A 15093-nucleotide genomic window follows, 5' to 3' on the forward strand; every position below is an offset into this window, starting at 1 on the left:
CTCCGGTCAAGACGCGCGAGGCCTGACCCTAGGCCCTGCGACGATCGGCGACCTCGCCAAAGCGGGCCATCTCGATCTGAGCGGCGACCCCCGTGGGCATGTCCCTGTCGGTGACTTCGGCCATCCGCGCGATGGCTTCGGTGCGGAAAATCTCGAGTTGGATCGTGGCGAAGGACGGCTCGGTTAGGGAATAGGCCAGGCAGATCTCGTCGGGGGTCCAGCCGGGAGTGTCGTTCAGGAAGGCGTAGGTGCCGGCGCCCGCCAGGGGTTCCACCCGGCCGCGCCCAAGCAGGCCGCTGCGCGCCGGCGCGGCCTGGCTGGTGCGGCCGAGGGCGCCGGGAAACGGCTCGCAACCCACCAGGGTCATGTTGGAGTCGGAGGCCTCGCGGATCCGGCGGCGCGCCTGCCAGTCCGAGGTGATGCTGAAGGGTGTCGTCGCCACATCGAAGGCGGCGCTGCGGATGCCTTCATCGACCGCCGCGCCGTCGCCGGCCACGCCCACCTGCAGGCACAGTCCCGCGGAACGCAGCTGGCCCAGATGCTCAAGGGCGTCGGGCGCCAGGGTCTCATAGGCGGTCTCATCCATCATCACGAGGTCGAAATAGCCGGCGCCGGTCTTCTGCAGTCCGCCGCGAATGCTGTGGGAGATCGCCTGGGCGGTCAGGACGCCGCGCGGATCGCCGCGCAGACGCCAGCTCAGGAACAGCAGCCGCCGTTCCACCGACTTCAGCGCCTCACCGAGCCCGAGCGCGGCGACGTCCAGGCCGGCGGCCACCTCGAAACAGTTGATCCCGCTTTCCATCGCCGAGAAGACCAAGGCCCGCCAGGCCTGGGGCGAACTCATGTTCGGCGCTTCGCGCAGCAACAGGCTGACGGCTGAGACCGCCTTGCCTGTCACGCCGAAGGGTCGATAGCGCATGGCGCTCCTCTAGGTCGGGGATGAAGTTTCGAGGGCCAGCGCGTGCAGTTCGCCGCCCATGCGGCCCTTCAGGGCGCTGTAGACCAGTTGGTGCTGCTTGACCCTGTTCAGGCCGGCGAAGGCCTTGGACACGATCCGCGCCTTGTAGTGGTCCCCGTCGCCGGCCAGGTCGTCCACCTGGATCTGGGCGTCTGGAAACGCCTCGCGGAGGCTACGCTCCAGTTCGGCGATGGGCATGGGCATGGGATTGCTCCGATCGAAGAAACTTTGTGTGCCATAAAGCTTAACAACCCTTGGATTCCCAGACGGTTCGCTGGCTTCCACGGGCGTTTCCGGGCGCCGCAAATTCAGAGATGGGGCGCGATCTCGTCGTAGCCCCGGTTGAGGAACTCGATGAGGCAGATTCCATGGCCGAAAGGATCGGCCATGACCACGATCTTGCCCCAGGTCTCGGTGCGGATTTCGCTCTCCGGGCGGGCGCCGGCGGCCACGGCCTGGACGAAGGCGGCCTCGATGTCGGCGACCACCACGTCCAGATGGACCGGGGTCCAGTGGCGCGCGTAGCGGCGGAGGTCCTGGCCAGCGCCGACCGAGCCTTCCGGTTTTTCAAGCAGATAGATCTTGGCGGGCCAGCCGGAGAGCTCCACGCCCCCATCGCCGAAGCGGCGGGTCACCTTTAGGCCGAAGGCGTCGGTATAGAAGGCGACGGCGCGCGGCAGGTCGGGGACGTCGATATTGACCAGCAGATCCATCGACGTCCCCGCGCCAGATTCCCGTCAGTCGACGATGGCCGAGTAGATCAGGCTCTTCAACTGGCCGCGGAAATTGAACGTCCCCGACGGCATGAGCTGGGTCATGAACACCACAGAGAGGTCTTCCTTGGGATCGACCCAGAAGATGGTCGAGGCCGCGCCGCCCCAATAATAGTCGCCGGTCCCCAGCGACCCGGTCTCCACCTGTCCCATGGTGGAGGCGAAGCCCAGGCCAAAGCCCACCCCGTCATTGGCGGTCTCCGAGAAGGTCCCGAGCGCCATGGTCGAGAGGTCCTTGCCGCCCGCCAGGTGGTTCATGTGCATCAATTCCAGCGTGCGCGGCCCGATGACCCGATGGCCGTCCAGCTCCCCGCCCCGGCGCAACATCTCGCAGAAGCGCAGATAGTCGGCCGTGGTGCCGGTCAGGCCGCCGCCGCCGGACTTGAAGCCCGGCTCGCTGATGAAGGCGCTGGTCGCCGGGTCGTCGATCAGCTTCAGCTGCTTGTCGGGTCCGCGCTGGTAGTTGGCGCAGAAGCGGTCGACCTTGTCGGGGGCTACGTAGAACGCCGTGTCGACCATCCCGAGAGGGCCGAAGATCTCATCCTGCAGGTACTGGGCGAAGGGCTTTCCCGAGATCACCTCCACCAGGGCGCCGCAGATGTCGGTGGCGAGCGAGTACATCCAGCGCTCGCCGGGCTGATAGAGCAGGGGGACCTGGGCCAGCTTGTCGAGGAACTCCGCCATGGTGTCGGTGGATCCGGCGCTGCGGATCTTCAGCTCGCGATAGATCTTGTCCACCGGGTGCTGGATGCCGACGCCCGGCAGGCCGCCGCCGTAGGTGAAGCCGCCGGTGTGGCCGAGCACGTCGCGGAACGTGACGGGGCGCGTCGGGGCCTCGGTGACCATGTCCGCACCCTCGCCCGAGATCCACACACGGTGGTTCTTCCAGGACGGGACATAGCGGCTGACCGGGTCGTTGAGCTGGAAATAGCCCTTCTCATAGAGGGTCATCAGCGCGATCGAGGTGATCGGCTTGGTCATCGAATAGATGCGGAAGATGGCGTCGTCGGCCATCGGCTTGGCCCGCTCCAGGTCCATGGAGCCGAACGACTTCTGATAGGCCACATGGCCGTGGCGGGCGACCGCCACCTGACAGCCCATGATCTTCTTCGGACCGATGTAGTTGCGCTCGAGGTGTTCGGTAATGCGTTCAAGGCGGCCGGCGTCGAGCCCGGTCCACTGAGATTGGGCGTCCATAAAATATCCTCCCTAGAATGGCGGTCGTTCTAATTGGCGGGCATCATGGGCGCGGCGGCATACGGATGCCAAGAAAAACACGCGACCGCTACGACCCTTGGGTGGATGGAGAACGACCGGAATGCAGGCTTTGATGGCGCAGGCCGCGGTGCTGGGACAGCGCCTGAAAGACCGCAAGGAGACCGTGGCGGTCAATGAGAGCTCGTCGGGCGGCCTAGTCTCGGCGGCGCTGCTGTCGGTGCCGGGAGCCTCGGCCTATTTCATGGGCGGCGCGGTGGTCTACACCCCCAAGGCGCGCGTTCTGTTGACCGACATTCCGCGCGAGGCCCTCGCCGGCGTCCGCTCGTCCAGCGAGCCCTATGCCCTGCTCCTGGCGCGCAACGCCCGCGAACGCTACGGCGCCACCTGGGGCATCTCCGAGACCGGGGCGGCGGGGCCGACCGGCAATCCCTATGGCGACGCCGCCGGCCATACCTGCGTGGCCATCTCCGGACCGATGGAGATGGCGGTCACCATCGAGACCGGATCCGACGACCGCGCCGCCAACATGGAGGCCTTCGCCGCCGCCTGCCTGCGTATGCTGGAGGCGGCGACGCAGGACTGATTTGGCCCCTTGAAACATCCCGATTTCGACCTCAAATTTTCCGCGACCGCCCGGTCGACAGGGCCGGAGCGGACCAGGGAAAGGATCGGATTCAGGAGATACGGCCATGCGCCTGGCGACATCGGAACAGCTTATCCAACACCAAGGTCTCGGGGCGGCCCTCGAACGATGGCTGCGCCCGGCGGTCGGGTTCGGACATCCGCGGGACGTGCTGAAGGACCCACTGCTGGACCCCGCCGAGAAGCGCGCGGTGTTGTCGTCCTGGGCTTCGGACGCCTCGTCCGTCCAGGACCAACCCACCTTGAGGTGGTTGCTGGGCACGCCCGAGCCGGTCCCCTTGGCCGATATCCGCAAGGCCCTGGAACGGCTCGACCGCTGGGGCGACGGGGAGCCCCAGCCATTCAACTGATCCGCGGGGCCCTCAGCCCATATAGGCCGGCATCCAACCCTCGTGGGCCTCGCGCAGCTTGGCCAAGGGCAGGGTGAAGACGCCGTCGACCGCCAGGTCCTCGCCGCCGGCCTGGCCGACGATAGCGGCCGGAAGGCCTGCGGCCTTGGCCGCGGCGAGCAGCTCGTAGCCATTGGGCACGGCGAGCAGGTAGCGGGCCTGGTCCTCGCCGAACAGGGCCGCGTGGGCCGGCAGATCCGCGGAGATGGTCAGGCGCGCGCCCACCTTGGAGGCCAGGGCCATCTCGCCGGCTGCGGCGATTAGGCCGCCATCGGAAAGATCATGCACGACAATGGCTTGACGCGATAGAATCAGATTCCGGATGAAGTCACCGGTCTTGCGCTCGAGAGCCAGATCCACCGGCGGCGGGGCGCCGTCCTCGCGGCCGAGGATCTCGCGCAGGTACATGCTGGCGCCCAGCTCGCCGCGGGTCTCGCCGATCAGCACCAGCGCGTCCCCGGCCTTCATGCCCGCGAAGTCGGCGCGCAGGCTGGAGTCTTTCAGCAGGCCCACCGCGCCCACCGTCGGGGTCGGCGGAATGGCTGCGCCGTTGGTCTCGTTGTAGAGACTGACATTGCCGCTCACGACCGGAAAATCGAGCACGCGGCAGGCCTCGGCCATGCCGTCGATGGCGCGGACGATCTGGCCCATGATCTCGGGACGCTCGGGATTGCCGAAGTTCAGGTTGTCGGTGATCGCGATGGGATCGGCGCCCACGGCGGTCAGGTTGCGCCAGGCCTCCGCCACCGCCTGCTTGCCGCCGCAATAGGGGTCGTTCTGCACATAGCGCGGGGTGCAGTCGGAGGTGACGGCCAGCGCCTTCCTCGTGCCGTGCACGCGCACGATCCCCGCGTCGGCGCCGGTGGCGCTGTCCTCCAGGGTGTCGGCCATGACGTGGCGATCGTACTGCTCCCAGAGCCAGCGCTTCGAGGCCATGTCCGGCGCGCTGAGCAGCTTGAGCACCGCCTGGGCGTAGTCGGCCGGCTGGGGCACGTCGGCGGGCGACAGCCGGGGCTGCAGGTCCGGCGCGATCCAGGGGCGGTCATAGAGGGGCGCGTCGTCGAACAGCGGCGCCAGCGGCACGTCGCAGACCACCTCGCCCTTGTGTTTCAGCACCATGTGGCCGGTGTCCGTGGTCCAGCCGATGGTGGCGGCGTCCAGGCCCCACTTCTTGAAGATGCGCTCGCCGTCGTGCTCGCGGCCGGGCTTTAGGATCGCCAGCATCCGCTCCTGGCTCTCCGACAGCATCATCTCGTAGGCGCTCATGCCCTCCTCGCGCTGCGGCACCATGTCGAGGTCGAGCTCGATGCCCACCCCGCCCTTGCCGGCCATCTCCACCGAGGAGGAGGTGAGGCCCGCCGCGCCCATGTCCTGGATGGCGGCGACGGCGCCCGAGGCCATCAGCTCCAGGGTCGCCTCGATCAGCAGCTTCTCGGCGAAGGGGTCGCCGACCTGGACGGTGGGGCGCTTCTCGTCGGAGGCGTCGTCGAACTCGGCCGAGGCCATGGTCGCGCCGTGGATGCCGTCGCGGCCGGTCTTGGAGCCGAAATACACCACCGGCAGGCCGGGCGAGGGGGCGGCCGAATAGAAGATCTTGTCGGCGTCGGCCAGGCCCACGCACATGGCGTTGACCAGGATGTTGCCGTCATAGCCCTTATGGAAATTAGTCTCACCGGCCACGGTGGGCACGCCGACACAGTTGCCGTAGCCGCCGATACCGCTGACCACGCCGGCCACCAGCCGCTTGGTCTTGGGATGGCTGGGATCGCCGAACCGAAGGGCGTTCAGCAGGGCGATGGGGCGCGCGCCCATGGTGAAGACGTCGCGCATGATGCCGCCGACGCCCGTGGCCGCGCCCTGGTAAGGCTCGATATAGGAGGGGTGGTTGTGGCTCTCCATCTTGAAGATGCAGGCCTGGCCGTCGCCGATATCCACCACCCCGGCGTTCTCGCCTGGCCCGCAGATCACGCGAGGGCCCGTGGTCGGGAACTTGCCCAGGTGGATCTTGCTGGACTTGTAGGAGCAGTGCTCGCTCCACATAACCGAGAACACGCCGAGTTCCACGGCGCTGGGCTCGCGGTTCAGGCGCTGGAGGATGACGTCGTATTCCTCCGACTTCAGGCCGTACTCGGCGGCGGTCTCGCGGAGGGTCTTGGCAGGCTGTGCGCTCATGCCGGGCCTTCTACCCGGACTCGCCCGCCCGCGCGATAGGGCGATCAGTCGGTCAGCGCGTTGATCCGTCGCACGGCGCCCGGTCGGGCCGGTGTCGCCGATCTCCCAGCCGGCGCCGGCCACCGCCAGTGGCGGCGCGGGCAGCGTTCCGACCGTGACCGGACGCAGCCTGTTCTCTTCTGCGGCCGCCCGCTCGCGCCCGTCACTTACGTTCAAAGATGGCTGGCTGACTTACAAGAGTAGTTCAAGAAGCTGAGCCGGAATCACGCGAGGGTGATAAGCTTGACCACGGAACGTTCTCCAAAAAGAACAGTTGCTTACGTCGTACCGCGCCGCAGCGGCGCACAGATGAGGATGATGGGAAACGACATGGGCAACGAACAGAATCGCGATCCGCAACAGCAGCAGAACGACCCGCAACGGCAAAATCCCGGCCAGCAACAACAGCAGGGCGAGGACCGCGATCGCCAAGGCCAGCAAGGTCAACAGGGCGGGCAACAGGGCGGACAGGGCCAGCAAGGCCAGGCCGGTCAATCGGGCCGTCCCGATCAGCAAGGCGATCAGGCCGGCAGGGACGACATGGACCGCTGACGGACGTCTTGAGCGGCGAGACTCGTCACTCGAAACGCAGAGAGAGGGCCGACGCCACCAGGCGCCGGCCCTTTCGTTGATCGGCCTCAGACGGTGAACCCCCGCTGCCCCAGGCTCGCCGCCAGATTGGCCCGGAGGAGACAGGCCAACAGCTCAGTCATCGCTTAGCTCCTCGATAAGCTTCTTCAGCTGGGCGATCTCGGCGGGCTTCAGCGCTCGCCGCTTGGCGAAATGGACCACCATCGGCGCGAGCTGGCCGTCGAACAGCCGGTCCAGCAGGTCCTGGCTCTCGGCCTGGACATAGTTCTCTCGCGCGACCAGCGGCCGGTACTGGTGGCGGCCGTCCACCCGCTCGGGCTGTCATGCGGCCGCAAGAATCGCCAAGTCCGCAACCCCCTCTATGCTAGTATGGGGCGCTGAAACAGCAGCTTGGGACGGAATGTCGGTTCGCACGGTCTTGTCGTCTGGGTCGATCGAGGTGGTCGACTATCGGTGCGAGGCGGGCCCCTCGGCGGCGCCTTTTGCCGAGCACCATGACGCCACCTGCGTCTCCTATGTGCGAAGGGGCAGTTTCGGCTACCGGCTGGGCGGCAAGACCTTTGAGATGGTGGCGGGCTCGACCGTCATCGGCCGCGCTGGCGATGACTATGTCTGCACCCACGACCACCAGTGCGGTGACGAGTGCCTGGCCTTCCAGCTGTCGCCGGCCCTGCTCGAGGCCCTGGGCGGCAATCCGGAAGTCTGGCGCACCGGCGGGGTCGCGCCGCTGCCGGAGTTGGTGGTCCTGGGCGAACTGGCGCAATCGGCGGCCGAGGGCCGCAGCGATGTCGGCATGGACGAGGCCGGCATGCTCTACGCCGCCCGCTTCGTCTCGACGGTGACCGGCCAGCGCCGCGCCCCGCCGCAGGCCGTGGGCCGCGACCGCCGCCGGGCGGTCGATGCGGCCCTTTGGATCGACGCTAACGCCCATCAGGCCGTGGACCTCGACGGGGCGGCTCGCGAGGCGGGGCTGAGCCCGTTCCACTTCCTGCGCCTGTTCGCCAAGGTCCTGGGTGTCACGCCGCACCAGTACCTGGTCCGCTCCCGGCTGCGCCGCGCCGCGCGGATGCTGGCCCAGGACCAGGGCTCGATCACCGACGTGGCCTATGATGTCGGGTTCGGCGATCTGTCGAACTTCGTGCGGACCTTCAGCCGGGCGGCGGGCGTCTCGCCGCGCGCCTTCCGCAAGGCGGCCAAAGGCGATCGCAAGATCCTCCAAGAACGGCTGGCGACCTCCACCCTAGGGTGACCTCCGATCCAACGGAGGTTCCCCCATGTACGACCATATCGGCTTGAGAGTGAAAGACGTGGCGGCGAGCGCCCGGTTCTACGCCGCGGCGCTGGCCCCGCTGGGCTGCGTCAAGAGCTATGAGGACGCCGAGGGCGCCGGCTTCGGCCCGCCCGGCAGTCCGGCCCTGTGGCTCTATGCCGGCGGAGACGGGTCACAGGGCGCCCATTTAGCCTTCCGCGCCCCGAGCCGCGAGGCGGTCGCGGTCTTCCATACGGCGGGCCTGGCGGCCGGCGGCAAGGACAACGGCGAGGCGGGCCTGCGCCTGGACTACAGCCCGACCTACTACGCCGCCTTCCTGATCGATCCCGACGGCAACAATATCGAAGCCGTCTGGGGGACCGAATAGTGGCCTCGATCCGCAAGGAGATCACCGTCGAGGTCGGAGCCGACCTCGCCTGGTCGATGTTGCGCCAGATGGACCAGGCCCACAAGGCCTTCGCCCCCGTGCTCACCGACTGCCGAATGGAGGGCGACGCCCGCATCGTCACCTTCGCCAGCGGCATGGTGGCCAAGGAGTTGATCGTCGACATCGACGACGCAGCCAAGCGGGTGGTCTATGCGGTGGTGGACGGCGCGCCCGTCCACCACAACGCCTCCTTCGAGGTCTTCGCCGAGGGCGACGGACGTTGCCGGATCGTCTGGATCACCGACGTCCTGCCGCACAGCTTCTTGGAGGTCGCAGGTCCCCTGACCGATGCCGGCAACGCGGCCTTGAAGCGGAACCTGGAGGCGCTTTAGGCCTAGGCGCTGGCGAGCGCGCTCTGGAAGAGCAGCGCGCCGTCGGCCGAGCCGAGCTCGGCCTCGAAGGCCCGGTCGGGATGGGGCATGAGGCCCAGGACATTGCCCTTCGAGTTGACGATCCCGGCGATGTCGCGCGACGAGCCGTTCGGGTTGTCGAGATAGCGGAACACCACCTGGCCCTCGCCCTCGAGACGGTCGAGGGTCTCCTCGTCGGCGAAAAAGTTACCCTCCCCGTTGCCGACGGTCATCTCCACCTCCCGACGGCCGCCATAGGCGGCGGTGAAGCGGGTCTGGGCGTTGGTGACCTCCAGGCCGACCGGCTTGCACACGTATTTCAGGCCCTCGTTGCGCAGCAGCGCGCCGGGCAGCATCCGGGCCTCCGTCAGCACCTGGAAGCCGTTGCAGATCCCCACCGTCGCCACGCCGCGCTCGGCCGCCGCCTTGACCTCGGACATCACCGGCGACAGGGCCGCGATGGCCGCGCAGCGCAGGTAGTCGCCGTAGGAGAATCCGCCTGGCAGGACGATCAGGTCGAGGCCCGCGGGCAGTGCGGTCTCCGCGTGCCAGACCATCTCCACCGAGGCGCCGGTGGAGCGCTCGATGGCGACCTTGCAGTCGCGGTCGCAGTTGGAACCGGGGAAGACGATGACGGCGGCTTTCATGGGCGGTTCTCTAGGCGCATTCGTCGAGGATTGGGAGGGCTGGTTCCACGGGATCCGGGGCGGGGAAGAGGTGGCAGGCGCTCATCGTGTGTCCAGTCCCCCGAGATAGGACATCAGCTGGTCGAAGCCCTTCCGGTCGCCATACGGGCAGCCGGTGTTCTCCATGACAGTGGCCCCGCCCTTGCGGGCCGCCACCTGCCGGATGATCGCTGGATGACCCGGCGCGCCGGGTTCGGTGAACACGAAGGCCAGGGTCCCATCCGGCGTCGCATAGTAGCGATAAGGCTCGCCCGGGCTTCGCGGGGCAGGCTTGATATCGGGCAGGGCCAGGACGTCGGCCGACAGGGCTTCATAGGTCCGACTGCAGTCGAGCCTGAAGGCCGATGGCGGCGGCGCGGGCGTGGCGGCCGGCGCGCAGGCCTGGGCCGTCAGAAGGATGGCGATGAGGGCTTGGGCCCTCACGCCACCTCGACGCGGTAGCTTTCGATGACCGTGTTGGCGAGCAGCTTCTCGCACATCTGCTTGACCTCGGCCTCGGCCGCCGCGGCGTCGGAGGCCTTCAGGTCGAACTCGATGGTCTTGCCGACGCGAACCCCGTCCACCTCGGGCCAGCCCAGGCCGTGCAGGGCGTTCTCGACCGCCTTGCCCTGGACGTCCAGGACGCCGGGTTTCAGGAACACATGAACTTTCGCGCGCACTAGTGCAGACCTCCTTGGATCACGGTGGGCATCTCTTTCATGATGCCCAGCCGGCGGGCGACTTCGGTGTAGCCCTCGATGACGTCGCCCATGTCGCGGCGGAAGCGGTCCTTGTCCAGCTTCTCGTTGGTCTGGGTGTCCCAGAGCCGGCAGGAATCGGGGCTGATCTCGTCGGCCAGCAGGACGCGGGAGAAGTCGTTTTCATAGACCCGGCCGAACTCCACCTTGAAGTCGACCAGAGTGATGCCGACCCCGGCGAACAGGCCGGTCAGGAAGTCGTTCACCCGCAGGGTCAGGGCCATCATGTCGTCGATCTCCTGGGTCGACGCCCAGTTGAAGGCGGTGATGTGCTCCTCGGCGACCATGGGATCGTTGAGCTTGTCGTCCTTCAGGTAGAACTCGATGATCGAGCGGGGCAGGGCCTGGCCCTCGGGCAGGCCGAAGCGCTGCGACAGCGAGCCGGCCGCCACGTTTCGGCAGACCACCTCCAGCGGAATGATCTCCACCTCGCGGATCAGCTGCTCGCGCAGGTTCAGCCGCTTGATGAGGTGGTTCTGAACCCCGATCGAGTTCAGCTTGATCATCACATACTCGCTGATCCTGTTGTTGATGACGCCCTTGCCCTCAAGGATCGCTTTCTTCTGCGAATTGAAGGCGGTAGCGTCATCTTTGAAGTACTGGATCAAGGTGCCGGGCTCCGGACCCTCATAGAGGATCTTGGCCTTGCCCTCGTAAATCTTCTTGCGGCGGGTGGTCATAAACGCCTTCTCCGAGGGCGAGGGTTAGCCGAGCCGTCGACTCGACCTCTCGCCCATATGAGGCCTGATGAGGATTAGCGGAACGGCAGGGCGCGCGCAAACGGCGCAGGCGCCATGTCGCGATGCGGCGCGTTTACGTTGCGAGCGCGCGGCTCAAGAGATATGCAACGCGCGACGGACGACCCACTGGGGAACACATGACCACCTTCAACGATCGAGAGCGCGGCTTCGAGAAGAAGTACGAGCTCGACCAGGAGCAGGAATTCAAGGCCGGCGCGCGGCGCAACCGCATGCTGGGCGAATGGGCCGCGGCCCTGATGGGCCTGGGAGACGACAGCATCGCCGAATACGCCAAGGCGGTGGTGAAGTCCGACTTCGAGCTGCCCGGCGACGAGGACGTGCTGCGCAAGGTGTTCGAGGACCTGAAGGGGTCCGGCGTCGCCATCACCGAGGGTGAGGTGCGCATGAAGATGGACGAGTTGCTGGCCCAGGCCCGCGAGCAGATCCGCGGCGGCTGACCGCCCAGGCGCCTGTCGAGCCTAAGAACGCCGTCCGCAAGGGCGGCGTTTCTGTTTGCGCGGCCGGCCGGGCTTGCCCAATTACATCGATGAGTGTCTAATTAGACCACTGTCGATGGAGCGGCGCCATGCCCGAATCCCACCTCCAGGTCCTGCTGGCCTTCTTCAAGGCCATGTCCAACGAGAGCCGGCTGCGTATCGTCGGCCTGCTGAGCGAGCGCGAGCGCAGCGTCCAGGAGCTGGCCGAGCTGCTGGACCTCAAGGAGCCCACCGTCTCCCACCACCTGGCGGTGCTCAAGGACCTGGGCCTGGTCAGCGTGCGCGCGGCCGGCACCACCCGCTGGCACGCGCTCAACGCGCAGGCCCTGGAGGCTATGAACCGCACCCTGCTGGAGCCCGCCGCGGCCCTGGCGCCCCCCGCCGCCGAAAGTTGGGAGGACAAGGTGCTGGCCGCCTTCGTCGAGCCGGACGGGACGCTCAAGCTCATCCCCGCCAGCCGCCGCAAACGCACGGTGATCCTGAAATGGCTGACAGCCAAGTTCGAGGATGGCCGGCGCTACCCCGAGGCGGAGGTCAACGCCCTGATCCAACGCCATCACTGGGACAGCGCCACCCTGCGCCGCGAGCTGATCGGCGCCGGGATGATGGCGCGGCACGACAATGTCTACTGGCGGCTGCCGCAGGCCGACTGGCGGGTGGGATAGGACGGACCGCTCAAGAAATGTCGGCGCGCGATTCATGGGGAGTTTGCAGCGCCCTCGACCAACCTCGAAAGTCCGCCGGAAGGTCGGCTTCGCGGCGACCGGCGGATCGATCTCGCCAACCGGCGCTCCTGACTCAGAAAAGCCGTCGGCAGGCCGTCAGAAGTCGTCCGTCAGACTGCGGTAGGCGCGCCAACTGGCGAGACCCAGCCACGGGAATATGACGACGAGGGCGAGGAATCCGGTCGCAGCCGAAAGCAGCAGCAGGGCCGTAATGATCACCGCCCAGAGGAGCAGTGGAAAGAAGTTCGCATTGACGGCGCGGACGCTGGTCGCCACCGCGGCGAACACATTGGAATTCGGGTTGAGAAGCATGGGGGCAGACACCACCACCAGGGAATAGGCGGCGAAGGCGAGGATACCGCCCGTCACCGTTCCGGCCAGCAGCATGGAGCGCCCATCGCTCGATCCGATGGCGAAGGCGATGAGTGAGTCGACGTCGCGGTGAATCTGATACGTCGACAGGCCGTAGACGATCTGCGCCACACGACCCCAGAAGAAGTAGATGAGCACAAGAAGCAGGCTGAGATAGGCCACGTCCTGCCGGAAGGCCGAACGCACGAACAGGATCTGGCCAAGCCTGGGGCGTTCTCCCTGGTCCAATCTCCGGCCGGCCTCATAGGGGCCCATCGCAAGCACAGGCGCAATGATGACGAACCCGGCGGTCAGGGCCATCACCCAGAAGGCTCCGTTCGTGACATAGACGCCGTAGCAGAGCGCAAGACTGGCGATCGCAATGCAGAGGCCGTAGAAAAGTAGAGGACCCGGCGCCTTCATCAGATCCCGCCAGCCGTCGGCCAGCCAGCCGAAGGGCTCCGTGAGGGCGACCGTCCGGATGGCCGGAAGGCCTAGGGTCGCGTCCATAAGCCCTCCCCGATAACGCGCCGATTACTGGGGAATGTTGTCGCCGATCCGCACGGCTGGCAAGGTCGAGGTTGGTAGCGGACGCTCCTGAGCGCGATCCAGCATCCGAAGGATGCGGGGCGACGAAGTGGCGGGCCTTGGGTCGTGTTCCCCGATATCCCGCCCCCGTGCCCGGACGGCGGCAAGTCGGACAACAAGCGCGGCGAAGAAGGGGCCTCCCAAGGCTCACCCCTCCTCGCCGGGCCCGTGTTAGCGCAACAGGCCCTGGAGGACGCTGGCGATCACCCCCGTGTTGGTCTGGCGTAGATAGACGTCGTCGCCCACCCGTACATACTCTGTCCCGACCGGAGCGATGGGAAGGGTTTGGGCGCGCGTGGCGGAGAGGGTCTGGTACCCCGGATAGCTGGCCGGAAGCACCCCGCCGACGCGGAGCCCGCCGTTCTGCGCGACCCACTTCTTCGCCTGGCCGGGCGGCATGCCGTGCGGGTGCGTCCGCCCGGCCCGATTGGTCACCACCCCGTTGGCCGTGCTCCAGCCTTTGGACTTGCCGGTCGTTTGGGCCGCGTGCGGGCCCTCGATGGCGTGGGCGTGGTGATGCCCCTTGCCATGACCTTCGCCGGGCTTCGCCATGGCCGCCGGCGCTGAACAGATGACGGCGATAGCGGTCGCGATGGAAATTAGCTTCATGGTCGCGCTCCTGAATCCCTATGAGATTTGGTTGTCACTCATAACGTAGAAGATGCGCATGAACTCAGGATGAATACTTTGACGATGTGTATTGATACATAGTTTACTAGAGTTATCTAAGTTAATTCATCAATCATTATTGAATCGAGATGCTGGCGGCCGCATGCGGCCGGTCGCCGGCGCGATTGAAGGGGCCGCGACCCTATTTCCCGATTGGGCGATCCGCAGGCCTAGGCCGCGAAACAGCCGTCGTGCCCGCCGCGACCATCTGCGCCCCGGCTGAGTGACGGGCACTTCCCGGCAGGCGTGGATGTTCTCCGAATGTTCTAGGCGTTTCCGCGCAATTGTGGGAGGATTTGGGTCGTCTGGCGGACTTGGCTCCGGGCCTGAAGTTGCTCGCCCTCTGGGGGAGCATCTGACTCTCGTGCCGCTCCGGCCATGCCGCCGGGAGCTCCCCCAGGCGGGGAGCCGCTGATGGCAGTCTGCCGGGAGCCGGACATGCCGAGCCGCGCGGGGGTGAAGGGCTGAGCCAAGGTCAGGCCTGCGCTCCGGGAGCGGCTGGCGCCAGGCGGTCGCGGCGGCGCAGCATCGCGCCCATCGCACCGAAGCCCACGATCATCAGCGCCCAAGCGCCAGGCTCGGGCACCGTCGAGGTCATCCCGCCCACATCGGGCGCGAAGTCGGCGATCTCGGCGTTCGTCCCGTCCATCAGGGGGCTTACGCGCGCCCGCGACCAGAGGGTGAAGGTGTAGTCCTGGGGCGCGAGGCCGCTCGTTGGAAACAGGCTGGCCTGGAACGAGGCGCTGATAGTCGATCCGTCGACAGAGACCAGGCCCGGCAGAGGGGTGATGGAGGGCGGTCCCGCGAGCGGGAAGGTCACCGCGCGGCCGAGGCCGTCCGGAAACAACACCGCCACGGCGTCGAACGGCGCCGTTCCGCCGACGCTGGGCGTGCCGAAGGTCAGACGGGGGAGGCCCGCGCCTCGATTGATACCCCACACGTAGAGCGCGCCGGGAGTCGACCCCACGGCCCCATTGACCGTGGAGCTCAGGTGGAAGTGGCTTCCGTCGAATCGAACGCTGGCGCTCAGAATGTCGAGGTCGCCGTTCTGCGGTCCGGTGTAGCTGGCGAGGAAGTCGCCGGGCGCGTCGGCCAGGGGCGACGCGAGCGAAGGCCCCGCCAGCGCCAACAGCGCCGCGCAGCCGATGAAACAAGCCTTGAGCATCCAAGCCTCCATGCGTTGTCGGCGGCGCCGCGGCCGCCCGGAGGCGAGACCTTGTCGGCGGATGAGGGTTCAAGCCATGATGAAGACCTGAGGATTTGCCGAGGAA

At 67.1% G+C, this 15093-nt stretch carries 21 protein-coding genes; 8 read left to right on the forward strand and 13 right to left on the reverse strand.

Annotated features, from left to right (window positions below):
- Nucleotides 1–28: 28 nt before the first annotated feature.
- From M9M90_RS06465 to M9M90_RS06480, 4 genes are all read right to left on the reverse strand, one after another.
- Nucleotides 29–919 (reverse strand): aldo/keto reductase, encoded by an 891-nt coding sequence (locus tag M9M90_RS06465; RefSeq protein WP_254836343.1) that lies wholly within the window; start codon nucleotides 917–919, stop codon nucleotides 29–31.
- Between the two features lie 9 nt (nucleotides 920–928).
- Nucleotides 929–1162, reverse strand: coding sequence for a BolA family protein (locus M9M90_RS06470; protein ID WP_254836344.1), 234 nt, complete (start codon nucleotides 1160–1162; stop codon nucleotides 929–931).
- A gap of 104 nt (nucleotides 1163–1266) precedes the next feature.
- Nucleotides 1267–1671 carry a VOC family protein gene (locus M9M90_RS06475; protein ID WP_254836345.1) on the reverse strand — a complete coding sequence of 135 codons (405 nt, stop codon included), beginning with the start codon at nucleotides 1669–1671 and terminating at the stop codon, nucleotides 1267–1269.
- Between the two features lie 24 nt (nucleotides 1672–1695).
- Nucleotides 1696–2928: a serine hydrolase gene (locus M9M90_RS06480; protein WP_254836346.1), complete on the reverse strand. Its 1233-nt coding sequence runs from the start codon at nucleotides 2926–2928 to the stop codon at nucleotides 1696–1698.
- Between the two features lie 121 nt (nucleotides 2929–3049).
- Between M9M90_RS06480 and M9M90_RS06485 the strand changes: the two genes are divergently transcribed.
- Together M9M90_RS06485 and M9M90_RS06490 are read left to right on the forward strand one after the other, a co-directional pair.
- Entirely contained in the window at nucleotides 3050–3532 is a 483-nt protein-coding gene (locus M9M90_RS06485) for a CinA family protein (RefSeq protein WP_254836347.1), read from the forward strand.
- Nucleotides 3533–3638: 106 nt separating this feature from the next.
- On the forward strand, nucleotides 3639–3941 hold the full coding sequence (locus M9M90_RS06490; RefSeq protein ID WP_254836348.1) for a hypothetical protein: 303 nt from the start codon (nucleotides 3639–3641) through the stop codon (nucleotides 3939–3941).
- 12 nt (nucleotides 3942–3953) lie between these two features.
- Here M9M90_RS06490 and purL read toward each other — a convergent pair whose 3' ends face one another.
- Complete coding sequence (gene purL, locus M9M90_RS06495) at nucleotides 3954–6152, reverse strand: phosphoribosylformylglycinamidine synthase subunit PurL (RefSeq protein WP_254836349.1); 2199 nt, start codon at nucleotides 6150–6152, stop codon at nucleotides 3954–3956.
- Nucleotides 6153–6521: 369 nt separating this feature from the next.
- On the opposite strand from purL, the gene M9M90_RS06500 reads away from it, so the two are divergent.
- A complete protein-coding gene (locus M9M90_RS06500; RefSeq protein ID WP_254836350.1) occupies nucleotides 6522–6743 on the forward strand; it encodes a hypothetical protein in 222 nt (73 codons plus the stop codon).
- A gap of 153 nt (nucleotides 6744–6896) precedes the next feature.
- On the opposite strand, the gene M9M90_RS06505 is transcribed toward M9M90_RS06500, so the two are convergent.
- Nucleotides 6897–7091, reverse strand: coding sequence for a BlaI/MecI/CopY family transcriptional regulator (locus M9M90_RS06505; protein WP_254836351.1), 195 nt, complete (start codon nucleotides 7089–7091; stop codon nucleotides 6897–6899).
- A gap of 91 nt (nucleotides 7092–7182) precedes the next feature.
- Between M9M90_RS06505 and M9M90_RS06510 the strand changes: the two genes are divergently transcribed.
- From M9M90_RS06510 to M9M90_RS06520, 3 genes are read left to right on the forward strand one after another with little or no spacing between them, the layout of a single operon-like run.
- On the forward strand, nucleotides 7183–8031 hold the full coding sequence (locus tag M9M90_RS06510) for an AraC family transcriptional regulator (RefSeq protein WP_254836352.1): 849 nt from the start codon (nucleotides 7183–7185) through the stop codon (nucleotides 8029–8031).
- Between the two features lie 25 nt (nucleotides 8032–8056).
- On the forward strand, nucleotides 8057–8419 hold the full coding sequence (locus M9M90_RS06515) for a VOC family protein (protein WP_254836353.1): 363 nt from the start codon (nucleotides 8057–8059) through the stop codon (nucleotides 8417–8419).
- Entirely contained in the window at nucleotides 8419–8811 is a 393-nt protein-coding gene (locus M9M90_RS06520; protein ID WP_254836354.1) for an SRPBCC family protein, read from the forward strand. The genes M9M90_RS06515 and M9M90_RS06520 overlap by 1 nt, the downstream gene beginning before the upstream one ends.
- A gap of 2 nt (nucleotides 8812–8813) precedes the next feature.
- On the opposite strand, the gene purQ is transcribed toward M9M90_RS06520, so the two are convergent.
- The 4 genes from purQ to purC form a co-directional block, all read right to left on the reverse strand.
- The gene (purQ, locus tag M9M90_RS06525) at nucleotides 8814–9476 is read right to left on the reverse strand and encodes a phosphoribosylformylglycinamidine synthase subunit PurQ (RefSeq protein WP_254836355.1); all 663 of its coding nucleotides are present in this window, start codon (nucleotides 9474–9476) and stop codon (nucleotides 8814–8816) included.
- Nucleotides 9477–9557: 81 nt separating this feature from the next.
- Nucleotides 9558–9938, reverse strand: a complete 381-nt coding sequence (locus M9M90_RS06530) for a hypothetical protein (RefSeq protein WP_254836356.1) — start codon at nucleotides 9936–9938, stop codon at nucleotides 9558–9560.
- Nucleotides 9935–10174 (reverse strand): phosphoribosylformylglycinamidine synthase subunit PurS, encoded by a 240-nt coding sequence (gene purS / locus M9M90_RS06535; protein ID WP_254836357.1) that lies wholly within the window; start codon nucleotides 10172–10174, stop codon nucleotides 9935–9937. The genes M9M90_RS06530 and purS overlap by 4 nt, the downstream gene beginning before the upstream one ends.
- Nucleotides 10174–10932: a phosphoribosylaminoimidazolesuccinocarboxamide synthase gene (gene purC / locus M9M90_RS06540; protein ID WP_254836358.1), complete on the reverse strand. Its 759-nt coding sequence runs from the start codon at nucleotides 10930–10932 to the stop codon at nucleotides 10174–10176. Before purC ends, purS begins: the two co-directional genes overlap by 1 nt.
- A 197-nt stretch (nucleotides 10933–11129) precedes the next feature.
- On the opposite strand from purC, the gene M9M90_RS06545 reads away from it, so the two are divergent.
- Both M9M90_RS06545 and M9M90_RS06550 read left to right on the forward strand, forming a co-directional pair.
- Nucleotides 11130–11450 carry a DUF1476 domain-containing protein gene (locus tag M9M90_RS06545; protein ID WP_254836359.1) on the forward strand — a complete coding sequence of 107 codons (321 nt, stop codon included), beginning with the start codon at nucleotides 11130–11132 and terminating at the stop codon, nucleotides 11448–11450.
- Between the two features lie 128 nt (nucleotides 11451–11578).
- Complete coding sequence (locus tag M9M90_RS06550) at nucleotides 11579–12154, forward strand: metalloregulator ArsR/SmtB family transcription factor (RefSeq protein WP_254836360.1); 576 nt, start codon at nucleotides 11579–11581, stop codon at nucleotides 12152–12154.
- A gap of 156 nt (nucleotides 12155–12310) precedes the next feature.
- Here M9M90_RS06550 and M9M90_RS06555 read toward each other — a convergent pair whose 3' ends face one another.
- The 3 genes from M9M90_RS06555 to M9M90_RS06565 all read right to left on the reverse strand — a co-directional run bounded on the left by M9M90_RS06555 (nucleotide 12311) and on the right by M9M90_RS06565 (nucleotide 14987).
- Complete coding sequence (locus M9M90_RS06555) at nucleotides 12311–13075, reverse strand: DUF2189 domain-containing protein (protein WP_254836361.1); 765 nt, start codon at nucleotides 13073–13075, stop codon at nucleotides 12311–12313.
- Nucleotides 13076–13324: 249 nt separating this feature from the next.
- Nucleotides 13325–13762, reverse strand: a complete 438-nt coding sequence (locus M9M90_RS06560) for an RcnB family protein (RefSeq protein ID WP_254836362.1) — start codon at nucleotides 13760–13762, stop codon at nucleotides 13325–13327.
- 535 nt (nucleotides 13763–14297) lie between these two features.
- Nucleotides 14298–14987 carry a PEPxxWA-CTERM sorting domain-containing protein gene (locus tag M9M90_RS06565; RefSeq protein WP_254836363.1) on the reverse strand — a complete coding sequence of 230 codons (690 nt, stop codon included), beginning with the start codon at nucleotides 14985–14987 and terminating at the stop codon, nucleotides 14298–14300.
- Between the last annotated feature and the right edge of the window lie 106 nt (nucleotides 14988–15093).

The organism is Phenylobacterium sp. LH3H17, assembly GCF_024298925.1.
Taxonomy (GTDB): domain Bacteria; phylum Pseudomonadota; class Alphaproteobacteria; order Caulobacterales; family Caulobacteraceae; genus Phenylobacterium.

Bases quoted from the DNA above. Each gene is read 5' to 3' on its own strand.
- M9M90_RS06465 (WP_254836343.1), bottom strand. From the start codon at position 919: ATGCGCTATCGACCCTTCGGCGTGACAGGCAAGGCGGTCTCAGCCGTC.
- M9M90_RS06470 (WP_254836344.1), bottom strand. From the start codon at position 1,162: ATGCCCATGCCCATCGCCGAACTGGAGCGTAGCCTCCGCGAGGCGTTT.
- M9M90_RS06475 (WP_254836345.1), bottom strand. From the start codon at position 1,671: ATGGATCTGCTGGTCAATATCGACGTCCCCGACCTGCCGCGCGCCGTC.
- M9M90_RS06480 (WP_254836346.1), bottom strand. From the start codon at position 2,928: ATGGACGCCCAATCTCAGTGGACCGGGCTCGACGCCGGCCGCCTTGAA.
- M9M90_RS06485 (WP_254836347.1), top strand. From the start codon at position 3,050: ATGCAGGCTTTGATGGCGCAGGCCGCGGTGCTGGGACAGCGCCTGAAA.
- M9M90_RS06490 (WP_254836348.1), top strand. From the start codon at position 3,639: ATGCGCCTGGCGACATCGGAACAGCTTATCCAACACCAAGGTCTCGGG.
- purL (WP_254836349.1), bottom strand. From the start codon at position 6,152: ATGAGCGCACAGCCTGCCAAGACCCTCCGCGAGACCGCCGCCGAGTAC.
- M9M90_RS06500 (WP_254836350.1), top strand. From the start codon at position 6,522: ATGGGCAACGAACAGAATCGCGATCCGCAACAGCAGCAGAACGACCCG.
- M9M90_RS06510 (WP_254836352.1), top strand. From the start codon at position 7,183: ATGTCGGTTCGCACGGTCTTGTCGTCTGGGTCGATCGAGGTGGTCGAC.
- M9M90_RS06515 (WP_254836353.1), top strand. From the start codon at position 8,057: ATGTACGACCATATCGGCTTGAGAGTGAAAGACGTGGCGGCGAGCGCC.
- purQ (WP_254836355.1), bottom strand. From the start codon at position 9,476: ATGAAAGCCGCCGTCATCGTCTTCCCCGGTTCCAACTGCGACCGCGAC.
- purC (WP_254836358.1), bottom strand. From the start codon at position 10,932: ATGACCACCCGCCGCAAGAAGATTTACGAGGGCAAGGCCAAGATCCTC.
- M9M90_RS06545 (WP_254836359.1), top strand. From the start codon at position 11,130: ATGACCACCTTCAACGATCGAGAGCGCGGCTTCGAGAAGAAGTACGAG.
- M9M90_RS06550 (WP_254836360.1), top strand. From the start codon at position 11,579: ATGCCCGAATCCCACCTCCAGGTCCTGCTGGCCTTCTTCAAGGCCATG.
- M9M90_RS06555 (WP_254836361.1), bottom strand. From the start codon at position 13,075: ATGGACGCGACCCTAGGCCTTCCGGCCATCCGGACGGTCGCCCTCACG.
- M9M90_RS06560 (WP_254836362.1), bottom strand. From the start codon at position 13,762: ATGAAGCTAATTTCCATCGCGACCGCTATCGCCGTCATCTGTTCAGCG.
- M9M90_RS06565 (WP_254836363.1), bottom strand. From the start codon at position 14,987: ATGCTCAAGGCTTGTTTCATCGGCTGCGCGGCGCTGTTGGCGCTGGCG.